Source organism: Streptomyces sp. NPDC048288 (assembly GCF_043201555.1).
Lineage (GTDB): Bacteria > Actinomycetota > Actinomycetes > Streptomycetales > Streptomycetaceae > Streptomyces.
In genome coordinates, this window is record NZ_JBICZD010000005.1 from 25,560 (window position 1) to 51,567 (window position 26,008).

Below are 26,008 nucleotides of genomic sequence, written 5' to 3' on the forward strand. Positions count from 1 at the left end.
GCCTCCGTTCACGGGACGGCCGGGGCCGCCGGCTCGACGGTGACGTGGTGCGCCGCGGCCCCCGTGCGTACGGTCATCCCGACGGCGGCCCCGCCCAGCTGCCCGCCGCCCGCGAGCCAGGCGTAGAGCGCGGAGGCGTAGGCGGCCGGATCGCACGGATCGGGGCGCCCGTCGGACGCCGGGGCGGCAGCCAGTCGTACGAGATCTCCCTCGCGGGTGCGCACGACACAGCGGTCCGGCCCGTCGACGTACGCGGCCAGCCCGCAGTACGGGTACCGGTCGAGCGCCTCCGCCGTCCACACGGCCGGCGGCCCCAGCCGGGGGTCGTCCGCGGCCGCGTACCGTACGACGACGTCGGCGACGCGCAGCCGACCGGTGTCCCTGGTCTCCTCGTCGACCAGGGTGTGCGCGGAGTCGGCCCGCACCGCCGACCCCTCCGACGGGTCGGGCTCGCCGCCGGGCACGGCATACCGGACGAGCCTGATGTCCGGCGGCTCGGTGCGGATGCCACTGGCCAGGACACGCACCGGTGCGGTACGGCGGGCCGGCCGGTAGGGCGGCAACGGCAGCGGGTCGAGCTGCGCCGGGTGCGGTGGCTCCGGGATGCCCATGAGGTCGTAGAACAGGCGCCGCAGCAGAGCGGCCGACTCCTTCGGCGCCGAACTGGTCAGCTCCGCCAGCTCCTTGTACCGGGTGGGGTCGTCCGCGGCGATCACCCGGTCGATCTGGGTGCGGAGACCGCCCCGGCGGTCGAGACGGGGCGCGGCGCGTCCGAGGGCGGCCACGGGGGAGAGCGGGTCGAGGTCCTCCTGCGGGAACGCCCCCAGCAGGACGGGGATCCCGATGGACGCCGCGTAGTAGGTGACGCTGGAGTGGTCCCCGAGTACGCAGTCGGCGGCGATCAGGGCCTGCCGCCACCCGTCGAGGGGCGGCAGCGGATCGAGTCCGGCCCGCCGGGCGTTGTCCAGCCACGCGCGGACCTGGCCCGGGCCGTGGCCGTGCCAGATGTTCGGGTGCAGGACCGCGACGGTCCGGTACTCGTCGGCCGGCAACTCCGCCGCCAGCCGGGACAGCAGCCAGGGCAGCAGATCATCCGTCTCCGCGTCTGCGGCACCACCGCCGAAGAGGGACCGCGGAGCCCAGGTCGAACCGACGACGACCAGCCGCTGACCCGGCCCGACCCCCAGGGCCCGGCGGAAGCGGTCCCGGTCGGGGAGCGCGGCGAGGATACGGTCGTAGGCCGGATCCCCCGCGAGTACGGCGGTGGGCACCGCCTCCGGACAGGCCGCCCGCAGCCGCTCCAGCTGTTCGGGGTGCGAGAGAACCGTGGCGCTCGCGACCGGACGCCCGTCCTCAAGCAGCCACTCCGGTGACAGGCCGAAGACGGGGGCCCGGGAGACCTGGTGTCCGGTGTCCGGTGTCCGGTGTCCGGTGTCCGGTGTCCGGTGTCCGGTGTCCGGTGTCGCCAGCCTCTTATTGTAGCCGACACCGTGCGACAGAACGGTCAACTCGGCTCGTATCGACGACAGTTCACCGCCGTAGCTCGCGGCGATCGCGAGGTCGAACGCCGTCTCCTTGGCCTGTTCCCAGGGGAGGACCGGCAGTCCCGCCCGCGCCAGCAGTTCGGGTACTCCGGCCAGGAACGGCGACGATCCCGTGCAGGTGGCGAACATCTGCACGCGAACGTCGCTGTGGAACAACGGGAGTACGTCCAGCAGCCGCGTCGCGGACGTCACGTTGTGCACGATGAACAGGACACTGCGGCAGCCCACCCGCGTGACCCACCGCTCCGCCCCCTCGCCCACCGGCACCCGCAACCGCGCTGTCCCACCCGCCACCGTCGGCCCGTCCCCCTCCTGCTGCACCACCGCCGCACTCGATGTTATCGGTGTGCTCAAAGGGGAAACGAGCAGGTGGCGCCCTCCTGGTCGACCAACTCCCAGCCCGATCAGTCGCCGTCGGCGGAGACGAGGACGCGGACGTCCCACGGGCCGAGGTTCAGCGTCGTGCCGGCGGCGAGTGGGGTGCCGTCGAGGACGTCGGTGAGGGGCGTCGGGGCGGAGACGCTCGCGGGCTCCCAGCTCCAGTTGTGGACGATGTGCACGCGGCGGCCGTCGAGTGCGGTGCCCGTCGTCGCGGTGACCGTGGCCGGGAGATCCTGCCAGCCGTGGCGGGCGGCCGGGGCCAGCCACTCGGCCAGCGTCCGGGCGAGGTCGCGGCCGGGCACCGTGCCGACGTACGTCACCCGGCCCGCGCCGTGCGGGCGGGTGGTGACCGCGGGCCAGCGCCCGAAGTGCGGGTGGTCGTACGTGACGAGCACCTCGGCGTCGGTGACGGTCAGGCCGTCCGCCCAGCGGGTGGCCGTGGCGCCTTCCGGGAGGTGGAGGGGGCCGCCGGGCACGGACCGTACCGGCAGGTCGCGGAGGAGATTGCTGAATTCGTCGTACGACACACCCGCCGCGTCCGTGAGGCGGCCGGGGGCCTGTTCGGTGCGGGCGCGGCCCTCCTGGTCGGCGTAGCCGGTGCGCGGGCCCAGGACCAGGTGGCCGCCCGCGTGGGCGTAGGCCGCGAGCCGGTCGAGGGTGGCGTCGTCGGCGAGGTAGAGCGCGGGGACGACCAGGACCGGGTGCCGACGGACCGTCTCCTCAGGCGTCTCGCCGTCTCCGTCGTGCAGTTGGCGGGCGTGGACGATGCGCACCTGGCGGCCCGCGTCGAAGGCGCCCCGGTGGAAGGCGTCGAAGATGCGGTGGTAGGCGGTCGGGTCGGGGTCGCCGTCGGGTGTGGCCAGCGGCGGGTACTTCTGCATCAGCCACTTGCTGGGCGTCGAGTACACCATGGTGAGGTCCGCGTCCGGCTCCAGACCGGCGACGAGGCCGCCCGCCGTCTCGAACTCGGCTCCCAGTCGGGCCAGTTCGGCGTAGACCCGGCCGGGCCGGCCGGTGTGGGGCAGGATGCCGCCCCAGTAGGTCTCGGCGCCGAAGTGCAGCGTGTGCCAGTGCCAGTACTCGATCATCCGGGCCCCGCGCCCGACCAGCGCCCAGGCCGCCTGGCGCCACTGGCCGTCGTAGGCGGGCCGGTTGTCCCAGGGGAAGCCGATCGAACCGGCGTTGGTCTCGGTGACCAGGAACGGTGCCTGCCGCGAGGAGAACATCCAGTCGGCGGTGCGGTACAGGGCCCACACCCCGCGGGTCTTCCACTGCTGCTCGTGGGTGTCGGGGGTGGGGTCGGGGAGCAGCAGACCGTCCTGCATGTCGTAGTACGGGTTGCCCGCGGCGATGTCGAGGCGGTCGGTCAGCTCGTCGTCCTCGACCGCGGGGCGGGTGTAGGAGATGCAGGTGGTGACGAACTGCTCGGGGCGGGCGTACTCGCGCACGGTGTCCGCCTGCCAGCCGATGAACTCGGTGACCTGACGGGCCTGGAACTCCCGCCAGGCGATGTCGTACTGGGGCTGCGCGTTGCCGTCCGGGGTCCACAGGTCGGCCCAGGTGGACAGCCGGTGGGACCAGTAGACCAGGCCCCACGCGCGGTTCAGGGTCTCGACGTCCCCGTACTTCTCCCTCAGATGGTCGACGAAGCGCTCGAACACGCCCCGGTTGTGCAGGAGTTCGTTGCCGGGCTCGTTGTCGACCTGGAAGCCGATGACCGCCGGGTGGCCTGCGTACCGGGCGACGATCCGGCGGACGACCCGCTCGGCGTGGAACCGGAACGCCGGGTGCGTGAAGTCGACCTCCTGCCGGGCGCCCCAGCCGATCCGGTCCCCGGTGCGCCGCTCGCCCGCGATCTCCGGGTACTGGCGGGCGAGCCACGGCGGGACGGCGTACGTCGGGGTGCCCAGGACGACGGAGATCCCGCGCTCGTGGGCGCCGTCGAGCACCGGTTGCAGCCAGTCCAGGTCGAAGCGGCCGTTCTCCGGCTCCCAGGTCGACCAGACCGACTCGCCGACCCGGATGACGGTGACATGGGCGTCGGCCATCAGGTCGAGGTCGGTCTTGAGACGTTCGGCGGGACGCTCGTACGGCTGGTACTCGTGGTAGTACGCGGCGCCGAACAGGACACGGGCAGGCAGAGCCGCCATGAAGGAGACCTCCGAAAGACAGTGGGAGTGGGGGAGTTCGGGAGAGTCACTGCTTGACGCCGCCGGCCGCCAGGCCGCTCCGCCAGTACCGCTGGAGCAGCAGGAAGGCGGCGACGAGCGGGACGATCGAGAGCAGGGAACCGGTCACGACCAGTGCCAGCATGTCGCTGCTGGCACCGGCCCCGCCGTTCTGGGCCTGCGCGGCCCAGGAGGCCAGGCCCACGGTCACCGGGTACAGATTGGGGTCGTTGAGCATGATCAGGGGCAGGAAGTAGTTGTTCCAGGTCGCCACGAGCGTGAACAGCAGGACCGTCACCAGGCCGGGGCCCAGCAGCCGCAGGGCGATCCGGAAGAAGATGCGGGCCTCGCCGGCCCCGTCGATGCGCGCGGCCTCCAGGAGGCTGTCCGGGACGGCGTCGGCCGCGTAGATGCGCATCAGGTAGAGGCCGAACGGGTTGACGAGGGACGGCAGGATCACCGCCCAGGGGGTGTTGACCAGGCCCGCCTTGGCGAACAGCAGATAGGTCGGGATGGCCAGTGCGGTGGTCGGGACCATGACGGCGCCGAGGACCAGGTTGAAGGTGAACCGGTCGCCCCGGAAACGGAACTTCGCGAATCCGTAGCCGCCGGCCGCCGCGAGCAGCGCGGCGCCGACCGCGCTGACGACGGCGTACAGGACCGTGTTGAGCAGCCAGTGCACGAAGACGCCGTCGTCCTGGGAGAAGGTCGCCCTGATGTTGGCCAGGAGCTGCGGGGTGTGCGAGAACCACAGGCCGAAGCTGTTGAAGAGGTCCTGGGTGCTCTTGGTCGAGGCGATCAGCAGCCAGCACAGGGGGAGCAGGAAGTAGGCGAGCGCCGCCAGCATGGCGATGGTCAGCGGGGTGCTGCGACGGGTCGTCATGCGGCCCTCCTGAGGCTGCCGCGGCTGCCGCGGCTGGTGCGGTTGTCGCGGCCGCTCCGGTTCGCGGTGAGCAGCACGCCGTAGGAGGCGATCACGATGACGAGGCCGAGGAGGAAGGACACCGTGGCCGCGTAGTTGACCTGCTGTCCGGTGAACGCGAGGGAGTAGGCGTACAGGTTGGCGGTGTAGGAGCTGCTGATGACGTCCGGGGCGATCTTCATCAGCAGGTTGGGTTCGTTGAAGAGCTGGAAGCTGCCGATCACCGAGAAGAGGAGGGTGAGCAGCAACGCGGGGCGCAGTGCGGGCAGTTTCACCGACCAGGCGATCCGCCAGGCCCCGGCGCCGTCCACCGCTGCCGCCTCGTACAGCTCCTGCGGGATCGTACGCAGGGCGGCGTACAGGATGATCATGTTGTAGCCGACGAACTCCCAGGTCACGATGTTCGCCAGGCTGCCCAGCATCCAGCCGTCGCTGAGGAAGTGCGGGGCCGGCAGGCCGAGTTTCCGGCTCAGCTGGGCGAACGGGCCGAAGTCCGGCCCGTACAGATAGCCCCACATGAGCGCGGCGACCACGCTGGGTACGGCGTACGGCACGAAGATGCCCAGCCGGATCACCCGCGCCAGCCGCAGCAGCCCGCTGTCGAGCGCGAGCGCGAACAGCAGGGCCAGCAGCAGCATCACCGGCACCTGGATCACGAAGAACAGCGCCACCCGGCCGACCCCGTGCAGAAGTTGGGGATCGCCCAGCGCCTGCGTGTAGTTGTCGAGGCCGACGAACACCGTCCCGCCGATCAGGCGGCTCTGGAACAGGCTGAGATAGGCGGCGTAGCCGAGCGGGGCGAGGAAGAACAGCAGGAACAGGGCCAGGAACGGGGCGACGAAGAGCGGTCCGGCGGCCCGGTGGCGGCGGGTGCCGGTCATCTCAACTCCCCTTGACCGTGAAGCCCTGGCTCTTCGCGTACGTCGTCAGCCGCGACTGCCAGCTGCCGAGCGCGCGCACCGTGTCGGTGTGGTCCGCGAGCGACTTGCCGACGGTCTCGGTCCAGTCGGTGGCCGCCTGGTCCAGGAACGGGGGCCACTGGAAAGAGGAGTTGACCGTGGAGCTGATGTCGGCGAAGACCTTGTTGACCTTCTGGCCGCCGTAGAAGGAGGGGGCGTCCCCGGTGAAGGAGGCGTCCGTGAGCAGGGCCTTGGTGGCGGGGAAGAAGAACTGCTCGGTGGCGAACATCCGCGCGCTGTCCGGGTCACTGTTGAGGAACTGCGCGAACACGGCAGCCGCGATCGGGTTCTTGGTGGAGCGGACGACCGCGGTGGTGGAGCCGCCCCAGTTGCCGGAGCTGGGCTTGGCCGCGTCCCACTGCGGCAGCGGGGCCGCCCGCCACTGGCCGGCCGTGGCCTTGGCGGAGCCGGACAGGAACACCGGCCCCCACGCGGCGGTGATCCAGGTGGCGTACTTGCCCTTGTTGAGGGCCGCGTACCAGGAGTCGGTGAAGTCCGGCTCGACGCCGATGACCCCTTCCTTCGCGAGTCCGCCCCAGTACGCGCCGAGCTTCCGCGAGACGGCGTCGTCCACGCTGATGGTGATGTCGCTCCTGCCCGAGGTGACATAGGGCTTCGCGCCCGCCTGCCAGAGCAGCCCGTGCCACGCGGCGACCTGGTTGGCGGCGAGGTTGGTCAGATAGACGTCCGGGTCCGCCTTGTGCAGCTTGCGTGCGGCGGCGGCGAACTCGTCCCAGGTGCCCGGGACTTCGATGCCGTGCTTCTCGAAGATGTCGTGCCGGTACAGCATCCCCATCGGGCCGGTGTCCTGCGGTATCGCCCAGATCTCGCCGTTGCCGCCGCTGATCTGGCCCCAGGTCCAGTCCACGAACCGGGACTTGAGCGCCGAGGCGCCGTACGGCCGCAGGTCGAGCAGGCTGTTGGTGATGGTGAAGGTCGGGATGGCCTGGTACTCGATCTGGACCATGTCCGGTGCGCCGCTGCCGGCCTTCAGCGCCGTACGCAGCTTGGTGTACTGGGGTGTTCCCTGACCGGCGTTGACGATCTTGACCTTGACGGCCGGGTACTTCTTCTCGAAGAGCGCGACCTCCTTGGCGATGTTCGGGACCCAGGTCCAGCACGTCAGCTCGGTCGGGGTCTTCATGGCCTTGTCGATGTCGGCCTGGCTCACGGGCTCGGCCGAGGCGGAGGAACCGCCGCCGTCCCCGCCGCCGCAGGCGGTGAGGGCGGCGCCGAGCGACACGGCGCCGGTCGTCGCGAGGAACAGTCTGCGGCGCATGGGGGTGGTGCTGGACGTGGAGGTGAATCCGGGCATGGTGAACTCCCGCCGATGGCGAAGGGACGGCACGCCTGGCGAGGGCGTGCGGGGGTGAGGAAAGAGGGGAGAGAGGGAGGGAAGGCGCGGAACCTTGCCGCAGGAGCGGCGAGCGGAGCGCGGGCCTGGGCGCCGGTCGGACGCCGGGCGCGCTCAGGGAGGTGAGGAAAGGTGCGCGATCAGTGCGGCGTGGGTGACGGTGGGGCGGCTCATGCCGGGATCGCGTGAGGTGAGGTGGAGTGGGGTGGTGTGGGCCGGACGGTGAGTCAGTTGTCTGTGGTGATACCTCCGTTCGCGGACGACGGACCGGATACCGGACCAGACGACGGACTGGATGCCGGACCCGATGCCGGGCCGCGCCCGCCACGGGCCGGTGTTCTCCGGCCCGGCGGGGGCGCGGTCGAGGCGCGGACGACGAGGTCGACCGGCGGACCGCTCGACGCCAGCGGATCCGCCACCGGGTTCTCGATGGCGTGCACCAGGCGTTTGAGGCCCTCCTGTGCCACGGCGTCGAAGGGCTGGCGCACGGTGGTGAGCGGGGGAGTCACATAGGCGGCGACCGGGATGTCGTCGAAACCGACCACGCTGACGTCCTCCGGCACCCGTCGGCCGGCCTCCGTCAGTGCGCGGATCAGGCCGATCGCCATGTCGTCGTTGGCGCAGAAGACCGCGGTCACCCGGTCGTCGGCGGCGAGTTCACGCCCCGCCGCGTACCCGGAGGCGGCCGACCAGTCGCCCTCGGCGACCGGGGGCACCTCCCTGCCGTCCGCGGTCAGGGCGGCCCGCCAGCCCTCCAGACGGTCCCGGGCGGCGTACCAGCGCTGTGGTCCGGCGAGGTGATGGACCGTCACGTGGCCGAGGTTCAGGAGGTGTTCGGTGGCGGTGCGGGCCATCAGGTCCGCGCCGTCGCCGGCGGTCAGCACGGTCGGCGCGGTGACCGGCGGCGGCGCGCCCATGACGAGGACCGGCACGTCGACGCGGAGGGACACATCGCCCTGCTCGTCTATGGGCTCCGAGATCACGATGCCGTCCACGCCCTGGTCGAGGAGCGAGTCCACGGCGCCGGAGAGGCCTGCCGGATCGCCCTCCACCGTGTTGACCACGCGCAGCGCGTAGCCGGTGTCCCGGACGACCCGCTCGACGCCCATGAGCAGCGAGGCGGGTCCGTACAGGGCCGTACCCAGGGTCACCACGCCGATCGAGCGGGTGCGTCCGGAGGCCAGTGCCCGGGCGGCGTTGTTGCGCCGGTAGCCGAGCTGTTCGGCGGCGTCGAGCACGCGGCGGCGGACGTCCTCGGAGACGTACGGCTCGTCGTTGAAGACCCGGGACACGGTCTTCTGCGAGACACCGGCCAGCCGGGCCACGTCGACACTGCGCGGCGCGGCGGTGCTCTTGCCGCGTCCCGTCCCTGGTGCCATGGCATCTCCTGTGACCGCTTGACCGCTTGACGCCTGATCTCTGGACCGCTTGATCGGGGCCCATCATGCCATGCGCGGTCTGACTGACTGCGCTGTCATGTCTACGCAGTCATAAGGGTGGCGTCAAGAGTCCGGACCGCATCGATCGCAGGGAGCCGGTGGGAAAGCCGGGGCCTTTCGCCGCCCACGGGGCCCCGGCTACTGCGGACGCGGTAGCCCCTGCTGATTCCGCGGTACGCCGGCGCGGCGGCGCGTACTGCGCGAGCAGGCCGTCGTTTGCCCACAGTCGGACGACGACGGGACGCGTCCCGCCCGGAGAGCCTGAACCGGTCGGAACCCCAGCAGGAAGCAGGAGGCTCGGATGAGGACGCGTACCGGGTTCGCACTGGCGGCCGTCGCCTCGGGCGTCGCACTCGCGGCGGCCGTGACCGTCGGCCGGGACGGCGGCGGGACCGCGTCGGCGCATACGGTGCCGAAGGGGCCGTACGTGGCGCTCGGCGACTCCTACACCGCGGGCCCGGGCATCCCCGGCCCGCACGGGCGCCCCGTGGGCTGCGAGCGCTCCGAACGGAACTACCCCGCGCTGGTCGCCGCCGGACTCGGCCTGCGGTCCGCCGAGTTCCGGGACGTCAGCTGCAGCGGGGCCGTCACGGCCGACCTGTCCGCGGCGCAGTCCACGGACGACGGCGTCAACCCCGCCCAGCTGTCCGCCCTGACCGCCTCCACACGGCTGGTCACCCTCGGCATCGGAGGCAACGACATCGGCTTCGCCTCGCTGCTCACGACGTGCGTCAAGGACGGCGTGAAGTACCAGCTGGAGGAGCGGATCATGAGCGGGGCCGCCGACCGGGCGCCGTGCCGCGGCCGGTACGTGTCGGACGGCACCGACAAGATCGAAGGGCGGATCGGCACGCTGGGCGGGCGGCTGTCCGGCGTGCTGGACGACATCAGGCGCCGCGCGCCCGAGGCCCGGGTCTACGTGGTCGGCTATCCGGCGATCCTGCCCACCGAGGGAACCGACTGCACCGCGCTCGGACTGGCGCCGGGCGACGTGGGCTTCCTGCGCGAGACGGAGCACCGGCTGAACGCCGAACTCCGGCAGCGGGCGCGGGCGGCCGGGGCCGGATACGTCGACACCTACACGCCCTCCGCGGGCCGGGACGCCTGCGCGGACGCCGACGTGCGCTGGATCGAGCCGCTCGTCCCGGCGGCCCCGGCGGCGCCCGCCCACCCCAACGAGCGCGGCGAGCGCGGCATGGCCGACGCCGTGCTCCGCGCGGTCACGGCGACGGACTGAGGCGCACCCGCCGTCGTACCGGCGCATGACCCCGAGGGCCGGACGCGTACTGCGGTTTCAGTAGGCCGTCCTCCGGATTCAGTAGGGGCAGTGCCAGCAGCAGCACGACGACGAGGGGGCCCTCGCCGGGACAGCCTGGGTGACCAAGCGAGATCGGATGCGGAGTTCTCTGACGTGGCTACTTTTCTGTATCGACTGGGCCGACTGGCCTTCCGGCGGCGCGGGTACGTCGCCCTGTTGTGGGTGGCCGTCCTGGCCGCCGTAGGACTGGGCGCGCTGCAGGCGCCGGGCGCCTCCGACGAGGAGTTCTCGGCGCCGGGCATCGAGTCCCAGAAGGCGTTCGACCTGATGCAGGAGCGCTTCCCCGGCACGGCCGCCGACGGCGCCACCGCGCGGGTCGTGTTCGTCGCCCCGCACGGGCAGAAGGTCACCGCCACCGCGCACAAGAAGGCCGTCGAGGAGACGGTGGACGCCCTGGGCGACGGCACCCAGGTGGCCGGCGTCGCGGACCCCTTCACCGCGAAGGCGGTCAGCGAGGACGGCACCACGGCCTACGCGACCGTCACCTACAAGGTGAAGTCCTCCGCCGTCACCGACGCCAGCCGGACGGCGCTGGAGAACGCCGTCGACCAGGCACGCGACGCGGGCCTCACGGTCGAGACCGGCGGCTCCGCCATGGACAGCGGCGGCGGACCCGGCGGCACCGCCGAGATCATCGGCATCGCGATCGCGGCCGTCGTCCTGCTGGTCACCTTCGGATCGCTGGCCGCCGCGGGCCTGCCGCTGCTGACCGCGATCCTCGGCGTCGGTCTCAGCATGTTCACCATCACCGTGCTGGCCGACGCCCTGGGCCTGTCCACCAGCACCGGCACCCTGGCGATGATGCTGGGCCTCGCCGTCGGCATCGACTACGCCCTGTTCGTCGTCTCCCGCTACCGGGAGGAACGCGCCAAGGGCCGGGCTCCGGAGGAGGCGGCGGGCCTCGCGGTCGGCACGGCCGGCTCGGCGGTGGTCTTCGCCGGCCTCACCGTGGTCATCGCCCTGGCCGGCCTGTCCGTCGTCGGTATCCCGATGCTGACCAAGATGGGCCTGACCGCCGCCGGAGCGGTGATCGTCGCCGTCGTCATCGCCCTGACCGTCGTCCCGGCCCTGCTCGGATTCTGGCCGAACGCCGTACTCGCGGGCGCCGCACGCCGAGGCGAAGGCGGCCGCCGCCGGCTGTTCCGCGCCCGGAAGGCCACGACGCCCCAGGGCGACAACCGCGGCACCCGCTGGGCCCGCTTCGTACTGCGCCGCCCGGTCCCCGTGCTGCTGCTCGGCGTCGTGGGCCTCGGCGCCCTCGCCGTCCCGATGACCCAGCTCCAGCTCGGCATGCCGGGAGACGAGGCCAAGTCCACCTCCACCACCGAGCGGCGCGCCTACGACGACCTCGCCAAGGGCTTCGGCCCCGGGTTCAACGGCCCGCTGACCATCGTGGTGGACGCCAAGGGCACCGACGACGCCAAGGGCGGGGTGAGCACGGTCCGCGAGCGGATCGCCGCCACGGACGGGGTCGTCTCGGTGTCGCAGCCGCGCTTCAACAAGGCGGGCGACACGGCGGTGTTCACCGCCACCCCGTCCACCAGCCCCACCGACGAGAAGACCAAGACACTCGTCAAGACCATCCGCGGCGAACGCCCGGCCATCGAGTCGGCGGCCGGCGCGTCCTTCGAGGTCACCGGCAACACCGCGCTGAACATCGACATCTCGGGCAAGGTCCAGTCGGCCCTTGTGCCCTACCTTGTCACCGTCGTCGGCCTCGCCGTCGTCCTGCTGCTGGTGGTCTTCCGGTCCCTGCTCGTCCCGCTCAAGGCGGCGCTCGGCTTCCTGCTCTCGGTCCTCGCGGCCCTCGGCGCGGTCGTCCTGGTCTTCCAGCAGGGCCACGGCGCCGGACTGTTCGGGGTCGAGCAGACCGGGCCGATCATGAGCCTGATGCCGATCTTCCTGGTGGGCATCATCTTCGGCCTGGCCATGGACTACGAGGTCTTCCTCGTCTCCCGGATGCGGGAGTCCTATGTGCACGGCGAGTCGGCGAAGGAGGCCGTGGTGTCCGGGTTCCGGCACAGCGCCCGGGTCGTCGTGGCCGCCGCCCTCATCATGATCGCGGTGTTCGCCGGGTTCGTCGGCGAGAACGACTCCATGATCAAGATGATCGGGTTCGGCATGGCCACCGCCGTACTCCTGGATGCCTTCGTGGTGCGGATGGCGATCGTGCCCGCGGTCCTCGCCCTGCTCGGCGACCGGGCCTGGTGGCTGCCGAAGTGGCTGGACCGGCTGCTGCCCCGGGTGGACATCGAGGGCGAGGCCCTCACCCGCCGCCCGGACGCCGTGACGGCTCCCGCACCGGACCCGGCCGGCGACGAAACCGCCGAGGCACGCGTCTGACCGCCGCCCACCACTCCGTGGGCCGCCCGTGGCACAGGTCACGGGCGGCCCACACCGGCACGTCGGCCACCATGGACCCAGGCACCTCACGGAAGAGACACATGACCATCACCCTGGACCGGAACACGCGACGCTCTCGGCGTGTCATGAACGTCGCCGTGGTCATGGCACTGCTCCCGTGCGTGGCCCTGGGCGCCGTGCTCCGCCTCCCCGGCATCACCCAGCCGCAGGAGTCGTGGCCGGGCACGGTCCCCGCGGCCGTCGCCTGCGTCGCCCTGCTGCGGGCACGCGACCGCCCGCGCGCCGTCGCCGCCGTGGCCATGGCCTGCGCGGTGGCCACCTTCGCCCAGGGCTACCTCCCGACCCCCCTCATGCTCGCCCCGCTGATGCTGGCCCTGTACTGGGTGGCCGCCGGGACCGACCGGCGGACCACACGGGTGTTCGGCCTTGCGTCCATGGCCGTCGTGGTGATCGCCGCCATGCTCGACAACCCCAACGGCAACCTGCTGCTGCTCCGCACCGTCGGCCCCGTGCTGTGGCTGCTGCTGCCCCTGGTCGGCGGCAGCCACGCCCGGCTCCGGGTCGTCTACATGGAGTCCGTGCACGCCCGCGCGGCCTACGCCGAACGCACCCGCGAGGAGGAGGCCCGGCTGCGCGTCGCCGAGGAACGCATGCGCATCGCCCGGGAACTGCACGACGTCGTCGCCCACCACCTGGCCGTCGCCAACGCCCAGGCCGGCACCGCCCGCCACCTCGTGCCCACCCGGCCCGAGCAGGCGCTGAGACTGCTCGACGAACTGACGGTCACCACGTCCTCCGCGCTGATCGAACTCCGGGCCACGGTGGGCGTGCTCCGGCACTCCGGCGACCAGGACGGCGAGTCCCTGGAGCCCGCGCCCGGCCTGGACCGGCTGCCCGACCTCGTCTCGACGTACGCGAGCGCCGGACTGGACGTCGCCGTCACGACGGAGGGCGCGCCCCGGCCGCTGTCCCCGGGCGTGGACCTGACGGCGTACCGGATCATCCAGGAAGCGCTCACCAACGTCACCAAGCACGGCGCCGGCCAGGGCGCCGACGTCCGGCTCAACTACGGCCGGTCCCGGCTGCTCATCTCGGTCACCAACGATGCCACCGCCACCGCCACCGCCACAGCTACCACCACCGCCACCGCTCCGGCGGCCGCCGGCGGCTACGGTCTGATGGGCATGCGGGAACGGGCCCACTCCGTCGGCGGCGACCTGCGCGCCGGACCCCGCCCCCAGGGCGGCTTCGAGGTGAGCACCGCCCTGCCGCTCCACTCCCTCGCGCCGGAAGAACTCGAGGCCGCCCCGTGAGTATCCGTGTCCTGCTCGTCGACGACCAGGCCCTGCTGCGCGGCACCTTCCGGCTGCTGATCGACTCCTGCCCGGACCTGGAGGTGGTCGGCGAGGCCGCCGACGGCCGCGAGGCGGTGGAACTGGCCCGTACCCACCGCCCCGACATCGTCCTGATGGACATCCGCATGCCCGGCACGGACGGCCTGGCCGCCACCGCCGCCATCTGCGCCGACCCCGACCTCGCCGACACCCGGGTCCTCGTCCTCACCATGTACGAGACCGACGAGTACGTCGCCAGGGCACTGCGCGTCGGCGCCAGCGGCTTCCTCGGCAAGTACGTCACCACCGACACCCTGCTGGCCGGCATCCGCACGGTCGCCGCCGGCGAGGCCCTGCTCTCCCCGGGCGCCACCCGTGCCCTCATCACCCGCTTCCTCTCCGGCCCGGCCCCCGACGCCCTGCTGGCGCCCCCGGAGCGCCTCGACGACCTCACCCCGCGCGAACGCGAGGTCACCGCGCTCGCCGCCCGCGGCAGGTCCAACGACGAGATCGCCGAGGAACTCGTCCTCAGCGTGCTGACCGTACGCAGCCACATCCAGCGCTCCCTGACGAAACTGGGCGCCCGCGACCGCGCCCAGCTCGTCGTCATCGCCTACCAGACCGGCCTGGTGCGCCCCGAGTCACGACAGCCCTGAGCCGGCGGTGCCCTCCGGAGGCGTCGGCGCAAGTCCGTGCCGCCGCCTCAGTCCGTACCGCCGATCGCGCCGCGCGCCGCGAGCCGGAGGTCCCGCACCGCTCGGTAGAGCGCCTCCTCGCGTGCGGCGGCGAGGGCGGTGTCCTCGTCCTTGCGGGCGGTGTCCCCCGCGTGGGCGTCCCCGACCATCCTCCGCATGACCTGGGAGAGTTCGGCGGAGGCGCGGGCGATCCGGTCGGTGGCCTCGGTGAGGGAGGCCGGCCCTTCGAGGGCGACGACCTTGGCCGCCCGGTGCACCTCGCGGGCCAGCGCCACGAAGCGGCGGGTCCTCTCGTCCACGTCGGGCAGGTCGGGTTCGTCCGCCCTCAGCGCGTCGAGGATCGCGTCCATGGCGATGTCGCGGCACCGAGGGTGGCCGGCGACCCGACGGCGGCACCCAGCACGGCGGCGAGACCTGCGTCCATGGACCCAAGTCTGGCGGGCCCGCCACCCGTTGGGGCGGATGTCGCGGGTCCCGGACCGATCATGTCAGCGCCGGGCGGACTCCGCCTCCGCCGGTTTCCAGCCCCAGGCGGTGAGCATGCCGGCGGACAGCGCGGCGCACTCGTCGGAGGCCAGGTAGCGGACCGCCGCGTCGACGGCCGCGTCGTCCACCAGGCCGGTCGCGAGCATCGCCGTACGACTGCGCTCCCAGGTGTCCGCCCAGAACCGGCTGATGGGACTGCCCGGCAGCAGCGGCGGCACATGGATCTCGGCGGCGACGGACCCGAGCCCCGCCGCGCGCAGCAGGTGCGGATACGACGGCACCCAGGAGACATCCGTGCCGATGGTGGCCCGCAGCCCCTGCCACATGGCCCGCATCACCGTGGTGTACGGCGTGTCCGGCGCCCGGTCGCTCGTCAGGTCCACCGCGTCGCCGAGCACCAGCACCCCGCCGGGCTCGACCAGTTCGGCCAGGGCCGAGATCACGCGCTCGTGCTCGGGCAGGTGCATCAGCACGAACCGCGCGTGGACGAGCCGGAACCGGCCCCGGACGACGCCCGGAGCGGTGACGTCGGCCTCCAGCACGTCGAGCCCGGGCCGCTCGCCGAGGAACCGCACGTCGCGGTCCACGGCCAGCACGCTGTCCACACCGGCCTCCTCCAGCAGCCGCCGGGAGACCGTGCCGGTGCCCGCGCCCACGTCGAGGCAACGCCACCCCGGTCCGGCACCGAGCGCCCGCAGCCGGGCCAGGGTGAGGTCGTCGTAGGCGAGCGCGCCGACGTCGATGCGCTCGCCCTCGCCCGCCTGACCGGGACGGAACACCGCCTCGCCGTAGCGACCGCCGCCCGGCGCCTCCCCGCGCCGACCGCCGGGGGTCACCTCGCCACCGACGGGACGCCGAGGACGCCGAGGACGCCGAGGACGTGGACGAGGTCGAGGACGCCGAGGACTTCGTCGCACCCGGGGATCCGGAACAGCGGGTCGTCGCAGGATCTCAAGGCCGGGCCTCCTCGCACGGTGGGGCAGTGCCGGGCGGCCCGTCCCGAGGCCGCCGCCCACCGATCCTCCACGGAAGGCCGCCGAGGCGGCCGAGGCGCGCCGGGCCCGGAGCCGAACGGCGCACGGCCCGCGGACGGACTCGCCCTCATGCCGTCCGCCCGGCCGTCAGCCGGCGCGCAGCGCCGTACGCGGGACGGCGACCGCCTGATGGATCGCGCCCTCGGCGGCGTAGGTCCCGCGCACGGCGGTGACGGGGACACCGGCCTCGTGGCGCCCCCATCGGCGACGCCATGGGGCTGACGCCTCACCAGTCGCGGGCGGCCGCCCGCAGGAGCTCCCGGACCCGGGCCACGTCCGGGTTGGTGCCGGAGCCCGGCCGCTGGACCAGGAAGAGGGTGTTGAGCGGAGGCTCCTCCGGCGCGTGCAGCAGGGTCAGGCGGCCGGAGTCCAGGTACTCCTGGCAGAGCGAGCGGGGCAGCACGCTGTACCCGGCACCGGCGTTGACCGCCGACAGCACCGCGTACAGGTTCGGCACGGTCACCGCCGCGCGGGCGGTGAGCGGCCTGCCGAAGACCGTCCGCCAGTAGCGCCGTACGAGAGGCAGGTCCTCGGCGTAGGTGACCAGCGGGACGTCACGCAGGGCGGCGCACACATCGCCGTCGCCGGTGTGCCGTGCCCACTCGGGGCCGGCGACCAGCACGTACTCCTCGTCGGCCAGCGGCACCGAGGGGAGCGCCCGCCCGCGCGGCCGGCGGGTGGCGATCACCAGGTCGTGCCGGCCCGAGCCCATCTCCTCCAGCAGGGGTTCGGGAAGGCCCTGGGCGACCCGCAGCTGGACCCCCTCGGCGACCAGCGGCGCCAGGGCGGGCAGCACCCGCACGCACAGCAGCTCCGAGGGGCCCGCGAGATGCACGGGCGCACGCTGTCCGGCGAGCGGACCGCCACCGCCGTCCAGCGCGGCGAGCGCGTCCAGGGGTGCCGCGACCTGACCGGCCAGCTCATGGGCGAGCGGAGTGGGCTCGACCCCGCGCGGCAGCCGCGTGAACAGCTCCCGGCCCGTCTGCTGCTCCAGCGACCGGATCTGCGCGGTCACGGTCGGCTGCGAGAGCCCCAGCAGCGGGGCCGCCGCCGTGAAGGAGCCGGAGCGGTAGACGGCCAGGAAGGTGCGCAGCAGGTTCAGGTCCGCGTGCGACGGAAGCGGCCGGTCGGCGTGCCCGGGTTCGTCGACAGGGGGAGCCGGTTGTTCCATACCGGTCAGCGTACCCGCAGAAGACATCGGAGTTCCGATGGGAGAGATCGGCGCTCCTATTGGTGTGCCGATGGCGCTCGCGCCTACCGTCGAGGACGTCGCAGGACCTCCCGACACCCCGCCCGCTCCGACCCAAGGAACCCCCATGACCAGGCAGAACGCGATCAACTGGCCCGAGAAGTACCTCCCCGGCACCGGCGACAACTTCGTCTCCAACGAGGTGATCGTCCAGGGAGTGACGGCCGCCCGGGTCTGGCACCACCTCACCGACACCTCCACCTGGGAGTCGTACTACGACAACGTCGCCGACATCTCCTTCCCGCAGGGCGGCGGACCCGAGCTGAAGGACGACCTGGTCTTCCGCTTCGGCACCTTCGGCTTCCCGCCCCTGGACGCCCACGTCGTCGAGTACCAGGCACCGGCGCAGGGCACGCCCGGCCGCCTGTCCTGGACCGCGAAGCAGGACGGCGGGCCGCAGGAGCGGCTGGACGTGCTGCACGCCTGGCTCGTCGAGGACCTGCCCGGCGGCCGGGTGCGCGTGCTCACCCAGGAGACGCAGATCGGCGCACCGGCCGCCGCCCTCGCCCAGGAACGCCCCAACCCCATGCTCAACGGCCACCAGGCCTGGCTGGACGGCCTGATCCGCGCCGCCTCCGGGCAGCTCCACGCCGGCGCCTGATCCGTCCGGTCGGCGCGGCGCCGTACAGTGCCGGTGGTCCCCACCCTCCGTACGACACTCTCCGTACGGCACTCTCCGTTCGACCACCAGGAGTTGCGACGATGACGCAAGCGGCCGGCCGCCCCGAGGCCCCGATGTACGGCTTTGTCGGGCTCGGTGTGATGGGGCAGCCCATGGCGCTCAACCTCGCCCGGGCCGGCACCCCGCTCGTCGTCTGGAACCGGACGCCCGCGCGCACGGAGGCACTGCGCGCGGCCGGGGCGCGGGTGGCGGCGAGCGCCGAGGAGGTCTTCGCCCGGGCGCGTGTCGTGATCCTCATGCTGCTCGACGAGACGGTGACGGACACGGTCCTCGGCCGGGGCGGCCCGGCCTTCGGGAAGCTGGTCGCCGACCGGACCCTGGTGTCGATGGGCTCGACCGCGCCGGAGTACGCGCGCGGCCTCGCCGCCGACGTCCAGGCCGCCGGCGGCCGCTTCGTCGAGGCACCGGTCTCCGGGTCCCGCAAGCCGGCCGAGGCGGGCGAACTGGTCGCGATGCTCGGCGGCGACGAGGAGACCGTGGCAGAGGTACGGCCGCTGCTCGCCCCGATGTGCCGGGAGACCGTGCACTGCGGTCCGGCCGGCTCGGGCGTGCTGATGAAACTGGCCGTGAACCTCTACCTGGACACGACGATCGCGGCCCTGGCCGAGTCCGTCCACTTCGCGCAGCGGCAGGGCCTGGACCTGGACACCTTCCGGGCCGTCGTCGACTCCGGCCAGCTCGGCAGCGGGGTGACCCGGGTCAAGATCCCGATGCTCGCGGCCCACGACTTCACGGTGCAGGCCGCCACCGCGGACGCCTACGCCAACACCCGGCTGATCGCCGACGCGGCCCGCGCCGCCGGCATCGCCACCCCGCTCCTCGACCTCAGCAGCGACCTGTACGGCGAGAGCGTCCGACGGGGCAACGGCCGCCTCGACATGTCCTCCGTCCTCACCGCGATCGAGTCCCGCACGGACAGCGCGCCGGACCCGTCGTAGGTCTCATCCGGCGTTGATCACCACCGCCTTGACCTGGGTCCAGTCCTCCAGGTAGTCGGGGCCCATGGACCGGCCGAAGCCGCTGTGCTTGTAGCCGCCGAACGGGGTGCCGATCGAGCCGTTCGGGCCGCCGTCGCCGACGGTGTTGACGGCGACCTGCCCGGCCTGGACCCGGCGGGCGAGCCGGACCGCGCGCCCGATGTCCCGCGTCCAGACGGTGGCGGTGAGTCCGTAGCGGGTGCCGTTGGCGATCGCGACCGCCTCCTCCTCGTCCTCGTAGGTCAGCACGGACAGCACCGGGCCGAAGATCTCCTCCTGCGCGATGCGCATGCCGGGGGTGACCCGGTCGAAGAGGGTGGGCTCGACGAAGTGGCCGTCGTCGTACGGGCTGCCGGTCAGCTTCCCGCCGCCCACGACCACTTCGGCGCCCTCCTCGCGGCCGATGGCCAGGTAGTCCAACACCCTCTTCTCCTGGCGGGCGTTGATGAGCGGGCCCATGTCGACCGGCTGGTCCCACAGCCCGACGCGTACGGCACGGAAGGCGTCCGCGATCGCGGAGACCAGCCGGTCGTGGCGGGAGGAGTGGACCAGGACACGGGAACCGGCGGCGCACACCTGGCCGCTGTTCATGATGATGCTGCGCACGATCGCGGGCACGGCCCGGTCGAGGTCGGCGTCGGGCAGCACGATCTGCGGGGACTTGCCGCCCAACTCCAGTTGCAGGGGTATGAGGTTGCGGGCGCATGCCTCCATCACGGCGGTGCCGGTGGCGGGAGAACCGGTGAAGCTCATCTTGCGGATGCCGGGGTGGGCGGGCAGCGCGGCGCCCGCCTCCGAGCCGTACCCGGTGACCACGTTGAGGACGCCCGGCGGGAGGCCCGCCTCCTGGGCGAGACGGGCCAGGTAGAGGGCGGTGAGCGGGGCGTCCTCGGCCGGCTTGAGGATGACGGTGTTGCCGGCCGCGATCGGGGCCGCGGTGTTGAAGACGGTCATCGGGCCGGGCGCGTTCCACGGGATGATCGCGCCGACCACCCCGTACGGCTCGCGCAGGGTCAGGCCCAGCACGTCGGGGGAGCGGGTGGGGAGGGTGTCACCGAAGACCTTGTCGGCCTTGCCGGCGAGGTAGGTGAGCCGGGCCGCGATGGGGGAGGGGCCGACGGGGTGACCGACCTCCATCGCCTCCAGGCGGTTGATGGTGTCGTCGTGCTCGCGTACCAACTCGGCCCAGCGGTAAAGGAGTTCGCCGCGCGTGGCGGGGCTGGTGTCCCGCCAGGCGGGCAGGGCGCGCTCGGCGGCGCGTACGGCGTCGTCGATGTCCTCGGCGGTGCCGCGCGGGACGCGGGCGAGCAGCGTCCCGGTGGCGGGGTCGAGGACGTCGAGTACGGCCCTGGCGCGGGCGGGGACCCACTCGCCGTCGATCAGGTGCGTGCCGTCGGGCAGCAGCGTGGCGATGTCGAGCGGGGCGGGGGCGGTGGTGGTCATCGCTGTCCTTGCGGGAGAGGGACGGGGCGTCGGGGTCAGGCGGCGGACGCCTGCAGCTCGTCGTAGCGGTGGCAGGCGACGGCGACCCCGTCGTGGTCGGTGAGTTCGGGCCGGGTCGTTCGGCAGACGTCCTGGGCGAACGGGCAGCGTGGGGCGAAGGCGCAGCCCTGCTCCGTACCTGCCGAGGGCGGGGCGGCGGTGACGGTGTGCCGTCGCTCCGCCTGGCGGCGGCGCTGGATCCCGGGGTCAGGGACGGGGGCGGCGGCGAGCAGCGCCCTGGTGTAGGGGTGCGCGGGACGGTCGGCGACCCGGGCGGCCGGGCCGCGTTCGACGACCCGGCCGGCGTACAGGACCACGATGGTGTCGCTGAGGTGGCGGACCACGGCCAGGTCGTGCGAGATGAAGAGATAGCTCAGGCCGCGGGTCCGCTTGAGCCGGGCCAGCAGGTTGAGCACCTGCGCCTGCACGGAGAGGTCGAGGGCGCTGACCGCCTCGTCGCAGACGATGAAGTCGGGTTCCATCACCAGCGCCCGGGCGATGGCGATGCGCTGCCGCTGGCCGCCGGAGAACGCCGCCGGGTAGCGGTGGGCGGCGCCGGGCGGCAGGCCGACGTCGGCCAGCGCGGCCCGCACACGCTCGCGGATGGTGTCCTCGGGCAGGCCGAGGTTGTACCGCAGCGCCTCGGCGAGGGTGTCGCCCACGGTGTGTGCCGGGTTCATGGAGCCGTACGGGTCCTGGAAGACCACCTGCATCCGGCGGGCCAGCAGCCGCCGGTCGGCGCGTGTGCCGTGGGTGATGTCGGTGCCGTCGAAGGCCAGCCGTCCGCCGGTCGCGGGCACCAGGCCGAGGATCGCCGAGCCGATGGTGGACTTGCCGGAACCGGACTCGCCCACCAGGCCGACGGTCTCACCGCGCCGTACCGTCAGATCCACCCCGCGTACGGCCCGCACACCGTCGCCGCGGCGGCCCGCCGCGCGGTAGGTGACAGTGAGGTCGTGCACGTCGAGCAGGGCGGTGCCCCGGGTGTGTTCAGTCATGGACCGTTTCTCCGATCAGCTCGACGGGCCGGATGCACCGCGCCGAGCGCTCCAGGGCCGCCGACCGGGAGATGACGACGGGCTTCTCGCGGCAGGCGTCGGTCACGCGCGGGCAGCGGTTCTGGAAGTGGCAGCCCACCGGCCACTCGGGCGGCGGCGGCACCGTGCCCTCCACGGCGGGCAGCGGCTCGCCCGGCACCGCGTGGTGCGGGTCGGAACCGAGCAGGCCGGCGGTGTAGGGGTGGGCCGGCGCGCCGACGAGCGCGCCGACCTCCGCCTCCTCGACGACCTCGCCGGCGTACATCACCACGGCCCGGTCGCACAGGTCCGCGAGCACCCCCCAGTCGTGGGTGATGAGGACGACGGCCGTGCCGGCGGCCTGGAGTTCGCGCAGCAGGTCGAGGATCTCGGCCTGCACGGTCACGTCGAGCGCGGTGGTCGGCTCGTCGGCGACGACGAGGGCGGGATCCCCGGCCAACGCGGCGGCGATGCCCACGCGTTGGGCCATGCCTCCCGACAACTGGTGCGGGTAGCTCGCCGCGACCCGGGCCGGATCGGGCAGCCGCACCAGTTCGAGCAGTTCCAGGGCCCGCTGCCGGGCCTCCTTGCGGCTGCGGCCGGTGTGGACGCGGACCGCCTCCGCGACCTGGGCGCCCGCCGTGAACGACGGGTCCAGGCCGGCGATCGGATCCTGGGAGATCCATCCGATACGACGGCCCCGGACCCGGCGGAGCGCGGCCGCGTCGGCCCGCGCGAGGTCGTTCCCCTCGAACCGGACGGTGCCGGAGACGATCTCCCCGCCCGCCGGGAGCATGCCCAGCAGCGAGGTCGCCGTGACGGTCTTGCCGCAGCCCGTCTCACCGACGATGCCCAGCACCTCACCGGCCCGCAGGTCGAAGGAGACGTCCCGGACGACCTCGGTGGGAGTCCCGTCGATGGGCAGCGCGACGGTCAGTCCCCGCACCGACAGCAACGCGTCCCCGGCGGGTTCGGCCACCGTGGTGACGGAGGTTCGCGGGGCCTCGACGAGGGCCTGCCGGGCCGAACGGCGACGGGACGGGGGCCTGTCGGCCGGGGGCGCGTACCGCTCGGCCAGGGTGTCGCGCAGGCCGTCGCCGAGCAGCCCGAGCGCCAGGACGAAGCTGATGATCATGAAGCCGGAGGGGACCAGGAGCCACGGGTCGGTGCCGATGTTCTTGGACGCCTCGGCGATCATGCTGCCCCAGCTGGCCTCCGTGGTGCCCAGCCCGAGGAAGCCGAGCCCGGTCTCCAGCAGCACGGCGTAGGCGCCGTACACCGAGGCCTGGACGAGGACGACTCCGGTGACGCGGGGCAGGACGTGCCGGCGGATGATCACCCGGTCCCGGATGCCGCCGGCCACGGCGGCCCGGACGTACAGCTCCTCCTTCACCCCGAGGGTCGCCGAGCGTACGACGCGGGCCAGCAGCGGGGCGCCGAGCAGGCCGTTGGCGGCCATCGCGGCACTCTCGTCGTTCGTGAACACCGAGAGGACCACGAGGAGCACGATGATGACCGGCACGGCCGAGACCAGGTCGGCGGTCCTCAGGACGAGCCGGTCGAACCAGCCGCCCCGGTAGCCCGCCACCATGCCCGCCGGGACGCCGAGCGTCAGATACACCGCCAGCGTGATGAGCACGCCGAGGAGCGTCACCTGGCCGCCGTGCATCAGCCGGCTCAGCACGTCCCGGCCCAACTCGCCGGTGCCCAGCCAGTGCGCGCCGCTCGGAGGTCGCAGCGCCGCGGTCAGATCCTGCTCGTCGGCGCCGTAGGGGGCGATCCAGCCGGCCGACAGGGTGACCAGGAGGACCAGCAGGAGGTAGGCGGCGGAGGCCGCCGCGGCGGGCTTGCGGACGAACCGGGCGGCGAAGCCGGACGGCCGGGCCGCCGGGCGTCGCTCCGCGCGGGCCGTCCGGGTGCCGCTCATGTCCGCACCTTCGGGTCGAGCATCGTGTACACCACTTCGATCAGGAGGTTGATCAGCATCACGGTCACGGTGAAGACGAGCGCCACGCCCTGGACCGTCGGGATGTCCTGGGTGGTCGCGGCGGTCACGGCCAGCCCGCCGAGGCCCGGCATCACGAAGAGCGTCTCGGCGAGCACGGTGCCGCCGAACAGCGTCACCACGACCACGCCCAGGACGGTGACGATCGGGGCGGCCGCGTTGCGCAGCACATGCCGGAAGATCACCGACCGTTCCGGGATGCCGCGCGCCCGCAGCACGCGGACGTACTCGCGGTCCAGCTGGTTCAGGACGCCGTCCCGGGTCTGCTTGGCCACGGGCGCCGTGGCCGGCACGCCCAGGGTGAGCACCGGGAGCACCAGCGACTCGAACCACCCCGTCGGCGACTCGGTGAAGGGCACGTACCCCGTGGCGGGGAAGACGGGCAACTGCACGGCGAACGCGGTCATCAGCACCAGGCCGAACCAGAAGTTCGGCACGGCGAGACCGACCAGGGAGACTCCGTCCACGGCCCGGCCGAGCCGGCCGCCCCTGAGCGCGCTGAGGACACCGAGCGCCACCCCCGCGACGGCGGCCACCAGGATCGCGCCGCCGATGAGCGACAGCGTGACCGCCAGCCGGGAGCTGAGCTGGTCGCTCACCGGGACGCCCGAGGTGATCGAGTCGCCCAGGTCGCCCCGGAGGGCGTGGGTCAGCCAGTCCGCGTAGCGGACGGGCAGGGGATGGTCGAGCCCGAGCCGGGCGTCGAGGGTCCGCACCTGGGCGGGGCTCGCGTTCGCGCCGAGGATCGTACGGCCGGGGTCGCCCGGGACCAGGGCGGTCAGGACGAACGTCAGGACGGTCACGCCGAACACCACGGGGACGGCGCCGACGAGCCAGCGGAACAGGATCCGGTGCACGGCGTCTCCTACCGGGTCGCGTAGAAGGCGAGCGGGCTGGCGAACGGCGCGCCGGCGCTGACCTCGACCCCGCCGGTGCCCGGCCGGACGTAGTAGTCGACCGGGGTGAAGGCGACCGGGGCGAACCAGGCGTTCTCCACCAGGTATTCCTGCATCTGCCGGTCCAGGTCGGCCCGTTCGGTGGGCTCGGCGGCGGCCGCCTTGTCGAACAGGCTGGTCAGTTCGGGCGAGGTGGAGCCGAAGCCGTTGAAGACCTTGGAGCCGGGCATGAACAGGTCCAGGCCCTCCAGGTACATCGGCTCCTCGGTGAAGCCGCCGGAGACCGCCGGGTACTTGTGGTTGGTCTGGTTCTCCACGAAGGAGGTGATGCTGGTGACCGCGGTGACCTTGGCCTTGATGCCGACCTTCGCGAGCTGCCCGGCGATCGCCTCGGCCATCGTGTCGAAACCGACGAACGTGGCCGCGAGGACCGGCAGTTCGAAGCCGTCGGGGTAGCCGGCCGCCTTGAGCAGCTGCTTCGCCTTCGCGGGATCGTAGGGGTAGCGGTCGGCGAGGTCCGCCGAGTAGCCGTCGCCGCCCTTGATGACGGTCTGCACGGTGGGCGTTCCGGCGGAGCCGAGCAGGGCCTTGGTGACGGCGTCGCGGTCGATGGCGTAGTTGATCGCCTGCCGCACCCGCACGTCACCGAGCGGCTTGGACACCTCGCCGCCGCGGTCGATCAGGCTCAGCCCCTGGAGGATCACCGGCAGTCCGACGGTGCTCATCCCGGCGGACTTCGCGGAGGCGGCGGAGGTGTAGTCCCCCTTGTAGACGTCGATCTGACCCGTCTTCATGGCGTTGATCGCGGTCTGGCCGTTCTGCACGATCCGGATCACGATCTTCTTGTAGCTCTGTTTGGCCTTGTCGTAGTAGTCCGGGTTGGCGGTGTAGGTGTAGTGGTCGCCCGCCACGCTGTCGGAGGGCGCGTAGACATAGGGCCCGGCGCCCTGGCTGGCCTTGGTCGGGGTGAGGTTCGCCGGGTCGGCCAGGCCCTTGGGGCTGATGATCTGGCCGATGCCGTAGGACTGGGTCAGCAGGGTCGGCAGGATCGGGTTCGCCTTGGTGAGCCTGATGGTCAGCCCGAGGTCGCCCGAGGTCGTGATCGTCGCGTCCGTGAGGTAGTGGGCCTGGTTCCCCTGGGCCTTCTTCGCGTACTCCAGGGACGCCTTCACCGCGTCGGCGTTCACGGGGGTGCCGTCGGCGAACTCGACGCCGGAGCGGAGCGTGACCGACAGCTCCTTGTTGCCGGTGCCGACGTACTTCCAGGACTTGGCGAGCGCCGGTTCGACCGTGCCCTTGGGGGAGAGGTAGAAGAGCGACTCGTACGACAGCATCGTGAAGTCGACGAAACCCAGGTCGAGGCTGCCGGGGTTGAGCGACGGCGGGGCCTGCTGCTCGGCGACGGTCAAGGTGTCGCCGGCGACCTTCGCACCGCCGGTGGAGCCACCGCCGGCGGCGGCCCCACCGGTGCCTCCGCCGCACGCGGCGAGCGTGAGGGTGAGGGCGACGGCGGTGCAGAGGGCGGCCGGGCCGCTTCCGGAACGGAGGGACCGGTGGGCTCTCGGCGGGGCGGGTCGAGGTGCGGTCGGACGGGGTGCGGTCGGATGGGGTGCGGCATCGTGGGACGTCATTGTCTCTCCTTGCTCTGAGCCGGGCGGGCGTGGCCGCGGACTCGGGGCGGGGTAAGGACGGGTCCGCCCGCC

At 72.8% G+C, this 26,008-nt stretch carries 21 protein-coding genes; 6 read left to right on the plus strand and 15 right to left on the minus strand.

The genetic code is table 11. From position 1 onward, the window contains the following. Nucleotides 1-8 precede the first annotated feature (8 nt). The 6 genes from ACGFZS_RS18930 to ACGFZS_RS18955 form a co-directional block, all read right to left on the minus strand. Nucleotides 9-1,838, minus strand: coding sequence for a hypothetical protein (locus ACGFZS_RS18930; RefSeq protein WP_393796564.1), 1,830 nt, complete (start codon nt 1,836-1,838; stop codon nt 9-11). A 110-nt stretch (nt 1,839-1,948) separates the two neighbouring features. Beyond that, complete coding sequence (locus ACGFZS_RS18935; RefSeq protein WP_393796056.1) at nt 1,949-4,075, minus strand: beta-galactosidase; 2,127 nt, start codon at nt 4,073-4,075, stop codon at nt 1,949-1,951. 46 nt (nt 4,076-4,121) lie between these two features. Then, entirely contained in the window at nt 4,122-4,976 is an 855-nt protein-coding gene (locus ACGFZS_RS18940; protein ID WP_393796057.1) for a carbohydrate ABC transporter permease, read from the minus strand. Next, a complete protein-coding gene (locus tag ACGFZS_RS18945) occupies nt 4,973-5,896 on the minus strand; it encodes a carbohydrate ABC transporter permease (protein WP_393796058.1) in 924 nt (307 codons plus the stop codon). Before ACGFZS_RS18945 ends, ACGFZS_RS18940 begins: the two co-directional genes overlap by 4 nt. Nucleotide 5,897: 1 nt before the next feature. Beyond that, nucleotides 5,898-7,289 (minus strand): ABC transporter substrate-binding protein, encoded by a 1,392-nt coding sequence (locus ACGFZS_RS18950; RefSeq protein WP_393796059.1) that lies wholly within the window; start codon nt 7,287-7,289, stop codon nt 5,898-5,900. Nucleotides 7,290-7,555: 266 nt separating this feature from the next. Further along, complete coding sequence (locus ACGFZS_RS18955; protein ID WP_393796060.1) at nt 7,556-8,707, minus strand: LacI family DNA-binding transcriptional regulator; 1,152 nt, start codon at nt 8,705-8,707, stop codon at nt 7,556-7,558. A 361-nt stretch (nt 8,708-9,068) separates the two neighbouring features. Here ACGFZS_RS18955 and ACGFZS_RS18960 point away from each other — a divergent pair, with 361 nt between their 5' ends. The 4 genes from ACGFZS_RS18960 (at nt 9,069) to ACGFZS_RS18975 (ending at nt 14,439) form a co-directional block, all read left to right on the plus strand. Further along, nucleotides 9,069-10,004, plus strand: a complete 936-nt coding sequence (locus ACGFZS_RS18960; protein ID WP_393796061.1) for an SGNH/GDSL hydrolase family protein — start codon at nt 9,069-9,071, stop codon at nt 10,002-10,004. Between the two features lie 174 nt (nt 10,005-10,178). Further along, nucleotides 10,179-12,428 carry an MMPL family transporter gene (locus ACGFZS_RS18965; protein ID WP_393796062.1) on the plus strand — a complete coding sequence of 750 codons (2,250 nt, stop codon included), beginning with the start codon at nt 10,179-10,181 and terminating at the stop codon, nt 12,426-12,428. Between the two features lie 101 nt (nt 12,429-12,529). Beyond that, a complete protein-coding gene (locus ACGFZS_RS18970) occupies nt 12,530-13,762 on the plus strand; it encodes a sensor histidine kinase (RefSeq protein WP_393796063.1) in 1,233 nt (410 codons plus the stop codon). Beyond that, nucleotides 13,759-14,439, plus strand: coding sequence for a response regulator transcription factor (locus ACGFZS_RS18975; RefSeq protein WP_365690626.1), 681 nt, complete (start codon nt 13,759-13,761; stop codon nt 14,437-14,439). Before ACGFZS_RS18970 ends, ACGFZS_RS18975 begins: the two co-directional genes overlap by 4 nt. Nucleotides 14,440-14,486: 47 nt before the next feature. Here ACGFZS_RS18975 and ACGFZS_RS18980 read toward each other — a convergent pair whose 3' ends face one another. From ACGFZS_RS18980 to ACGFZS_RS18995, 4 genes are all read right to left on the minus strand, one after another. After that, nucleotides 14,487-14,828 carry a hypothetical protein gene (locus ACGFZS_RS18980; RefSeq protein WP_393796064.1) on the minus strand — a complete coding sequence of 114 codons (342 nt, stop codon included), beginning with the start codon at nt 14,826-14,828 and terminating at the stop codon, nt 14,487-14,489. 138 nt (nt 14,829-14,966) lie between these two features. Next, nucleotides 14,967-15,800, minus strand: coding sequence for a class I SAM-dependent methyltransferase (locus ACGFZS_RS18985; protein WP_393796065.1), 834 nt, complete (start codon nt 15,798-15,800; stop codon nt 14,967-14,969). Further along, a complete protein-coding gene (locus ACGFZS_RS18990; RefSeq protein WP_393796066.1) occupies nt 15,797-15,919 on the minus strand; it encodes a hypothetical protein in 123 nt (40 codons plus the stop codon). Before ACGFZS_RS18990 ends, ACGFZS_RS18985 begins: the two co-directional genes overlap by 4 nt. A gap of 305 nt (nt 15,920-16,224) precedes the next feature. Continuing rightward, a complete protein-coding gene (locus ACGFZS_RS18995) occupies nt 16,225-17,169 on the minus strand; it encodes a LysR family transcriptional regulator (RefSeq protein ID WP_393796067.1) in 945 nt (314 codons plus the stop codon). A 145-nt stretch (nt 17,170-17,314) separates the two neighbouring features. Between ACGFZS_RS18995 and ACGFZS_RS19000 the strand changes: the two genes are divergently transcribed. Both ACGFZS_RS19000 and ACGFZS_RS19005 read left to right on the plus strand, forming a co-directional pair. Then, complete coding sequence (locus ACGFZS_RS19000) at nt 17,315-17,848, plus strand: SRPBCC family protein (protein ID WP_393796068.1); 534 nt, start codon at nt 17,315-17,317, stop codon at nt 17,846-17,848. Between the two features lie 101 nt (nt 17,849-17,949). Beyond that, nucleotides 17,950-18,867, plus strand: a complete 918-nt coding sequence (locus ACGFZS_RS19005) for an NAD(P)-dependent oxidoreductase (protein WP_393796069.1) — start codon at nt 17,950-17,952, stop codon at nt 18,865-18,867. Nucleotides 18,868-18,870: 3 nt separating this feature from the next. On the opposite strand, the gene ACGFZS_RS19010 is transcribed toward ACGFZS_RS19005, so the two are convergent. The 5 genes from ACGFZS_RS19010 to ACGFZS_RS19030 are packed head-to-tail and all read right to left on the minus strand — an operon-like array spanning nt 18,871 to nt 25,936. Next, nucleotides 18,871-20,349, minus strand: coding sequence for an aldehyde dehydrogenase family protein (locus ACGFZS_RS19010; protein ID WP_393796070.1), 1,479 nt, complete (start codon nt 20,347-20,349; stop codon nt 18,871-18,873). Between the two features lie 35 nt (nt 20,350-20,384). Then, a complete protein-coding gene (locus tag ACGFZS_RS19015; RefSeq protein WP_393796071.1) occupies nt 20,385-21,386 on the minus strand; it encodes an ABC transporter ATP-binding protein in 1,002 nt (333 codons plus the stop codon). Next, nucleotides 21,379-23,331, minus strand: a complete 1,953-nt coding sequence (locus ACGFZS_RS19020) for a dipeptide/oligopeptide/nickel ABC transporter permease/ATP-binding protein (protein WP_393796072.1) — start codon at nt 23,329-23,331, stop codon at nt 21,379-21,381. Before ACGFZS_RS19020 ends, ACGFZS_RS19015 begins: the two co-directional genes overlap by 8 nt. Next, nucleotides 23,328-24,266: an ABC transporter permease gene (locus tag ACGFZS_RS19025; protein ID WP_393796073.1), complete on the minus strand. Its 939-nt coding sequence runs from the start codon at nt 24,264-24,266 to the stop codon at nt 23,328-23,330. The genes ACGFZS_RS19020 and ACGFZS_RS19025 overlap by 4 nt, the downstream gene beginning before the upstream one ends. 8 nt (nt 24,267-24,274) lie before the next feature. Continuing rightward, nucleotides 24,275-25,936: an ABC transporter substrate-binding protein gene (locus ACGFZS_RS19030; RefSeq protein ID WP_393796074.1), complete on the minus strand. Its 1,662-nt coding sequence runs from the start codon at nt 25,934-25,936 to the stop codon at nt 24,275-24,277. Nucleotides 25,937-26,008: the final 72 nt, after the last annotated feature.

What these genes read in the sequence shown, in the direction of transcription:
- ACGFZS_RS18940 (WP_393796057.1), bottom strand. Translation starts at nt 4,976, where the DNA reads ATGACGACCCGTCGCAGCACCCCGCTGACCATCGCCATGCTGGCGGCG.
- ACGFZS_RS19005 (WP_393796069.1), top strand. Translation starts at nt 17,950, where the DNA reads ATGACGCAAGCGGCCGGCCGCCCCGAGGCCCCGATGTACGGCTTTGTC.
- ACGFZS_RS19020 (WP_393796072.1), bottom strand. Translation starts at nt 23,331, where the DNA reads ATGAGCGGCACCCGGACGGCCCGCGCGGAGCGACGCCCGGCGGCCCGG.
- ACGFZS_RS18955 (WP_393796060.1), bottom strand. Translation starts at nt 8,707, where the DNA reads ATGGCACCAGGGACGGGACGCGGCAAGAGCACCGCCGCGCCGCGCAGT.
- ACGFZS_RS18970 (WP_393796063.1), top strand. Translation starts at nt 12,530, where the DNA reads ATGACCATCACCCTGGACCGGAACACGCGACGCTCTCGGCGTGTCATG.
- ACGFZS_RS19010 (WP_393796070.1), bottom strand. Translation starts at nt 20,349, where the DNA reads ATGACCACCACCGCCCCCGCCCCGCTCGACATCGCCACGCTGCTGCCC.
- ACGFZS_RS19015 (WP_393796071.1), bottom strand. Translation starts at nt 21,386, where the DNA reads ATGACTGAACACACCCGGGGCACCGCCCTGCTCGACGTGCACGACCTC.
- ACGFZS_RS18950 (WP_393796059.1), bottom strand. Translation starts at nt 7,289, where the DNA reads ATGCCCGGATTCACCTCCACGTCCAGCACCACCCCCATGCGCCGCAGA.
- ACGFZS_RS19030 (WP_393796074.1), bottom strand. Translation starts at nt 25,936, where the DNA reads ATGACGTCCCACGATGCCGCACCCCATCCGACCGCACCCCGTCCGACC.
- ACGFZS_RS18945 (WP_393796058.1), bottom strand. Translation starts at nt 5,896, where the DNA reads ATGACCGGCACCCGCCGCCACCGGGCCGCCGGACCGCTCTTCGTCGCC.
- ACGFZS_RS19000 (WP_393796068.1), top strand. Translation starts at nt 17,315, where the DNA reads ATGACCAGGCAGAACGCGATCAACTGGCCCGAGAAGTACCTCCCCGGC.
- ACGFZS_RS18935 (WP_393796056.1), bottom strand. Translation starts at nt 4,075, where the DNA reads ATGGCGGCTCTGCCTGCCCGTGTCCTGTTCGGCGCCGCGTACTACCAC.
- ACGFZS_RS18995 (WP_393796067.1), bottom strand. Translation starts at nt 17,169, where the DNA reads ATGGAACAACCGGCTCCCCCTGTCGACGAACCCGGGCACGCCGACCGG.
- ACGFZS_RS18980 (WP_393796064.1), bottom strand. Translation starts at nt 14,828, where the DNA reads ATGGACGCGATCCTCGACGCGCTGAGGGCGGACGAACCCGACCTGCCC.
- ACGFZS_RS18960 (WP_393796061.1), top strand. Translation starts at nt 9,069, where the DNA reads ATGAGGACGCGTACCGGGTTCGCACTGGCGGCCGTCGCCTCGGGCGTC.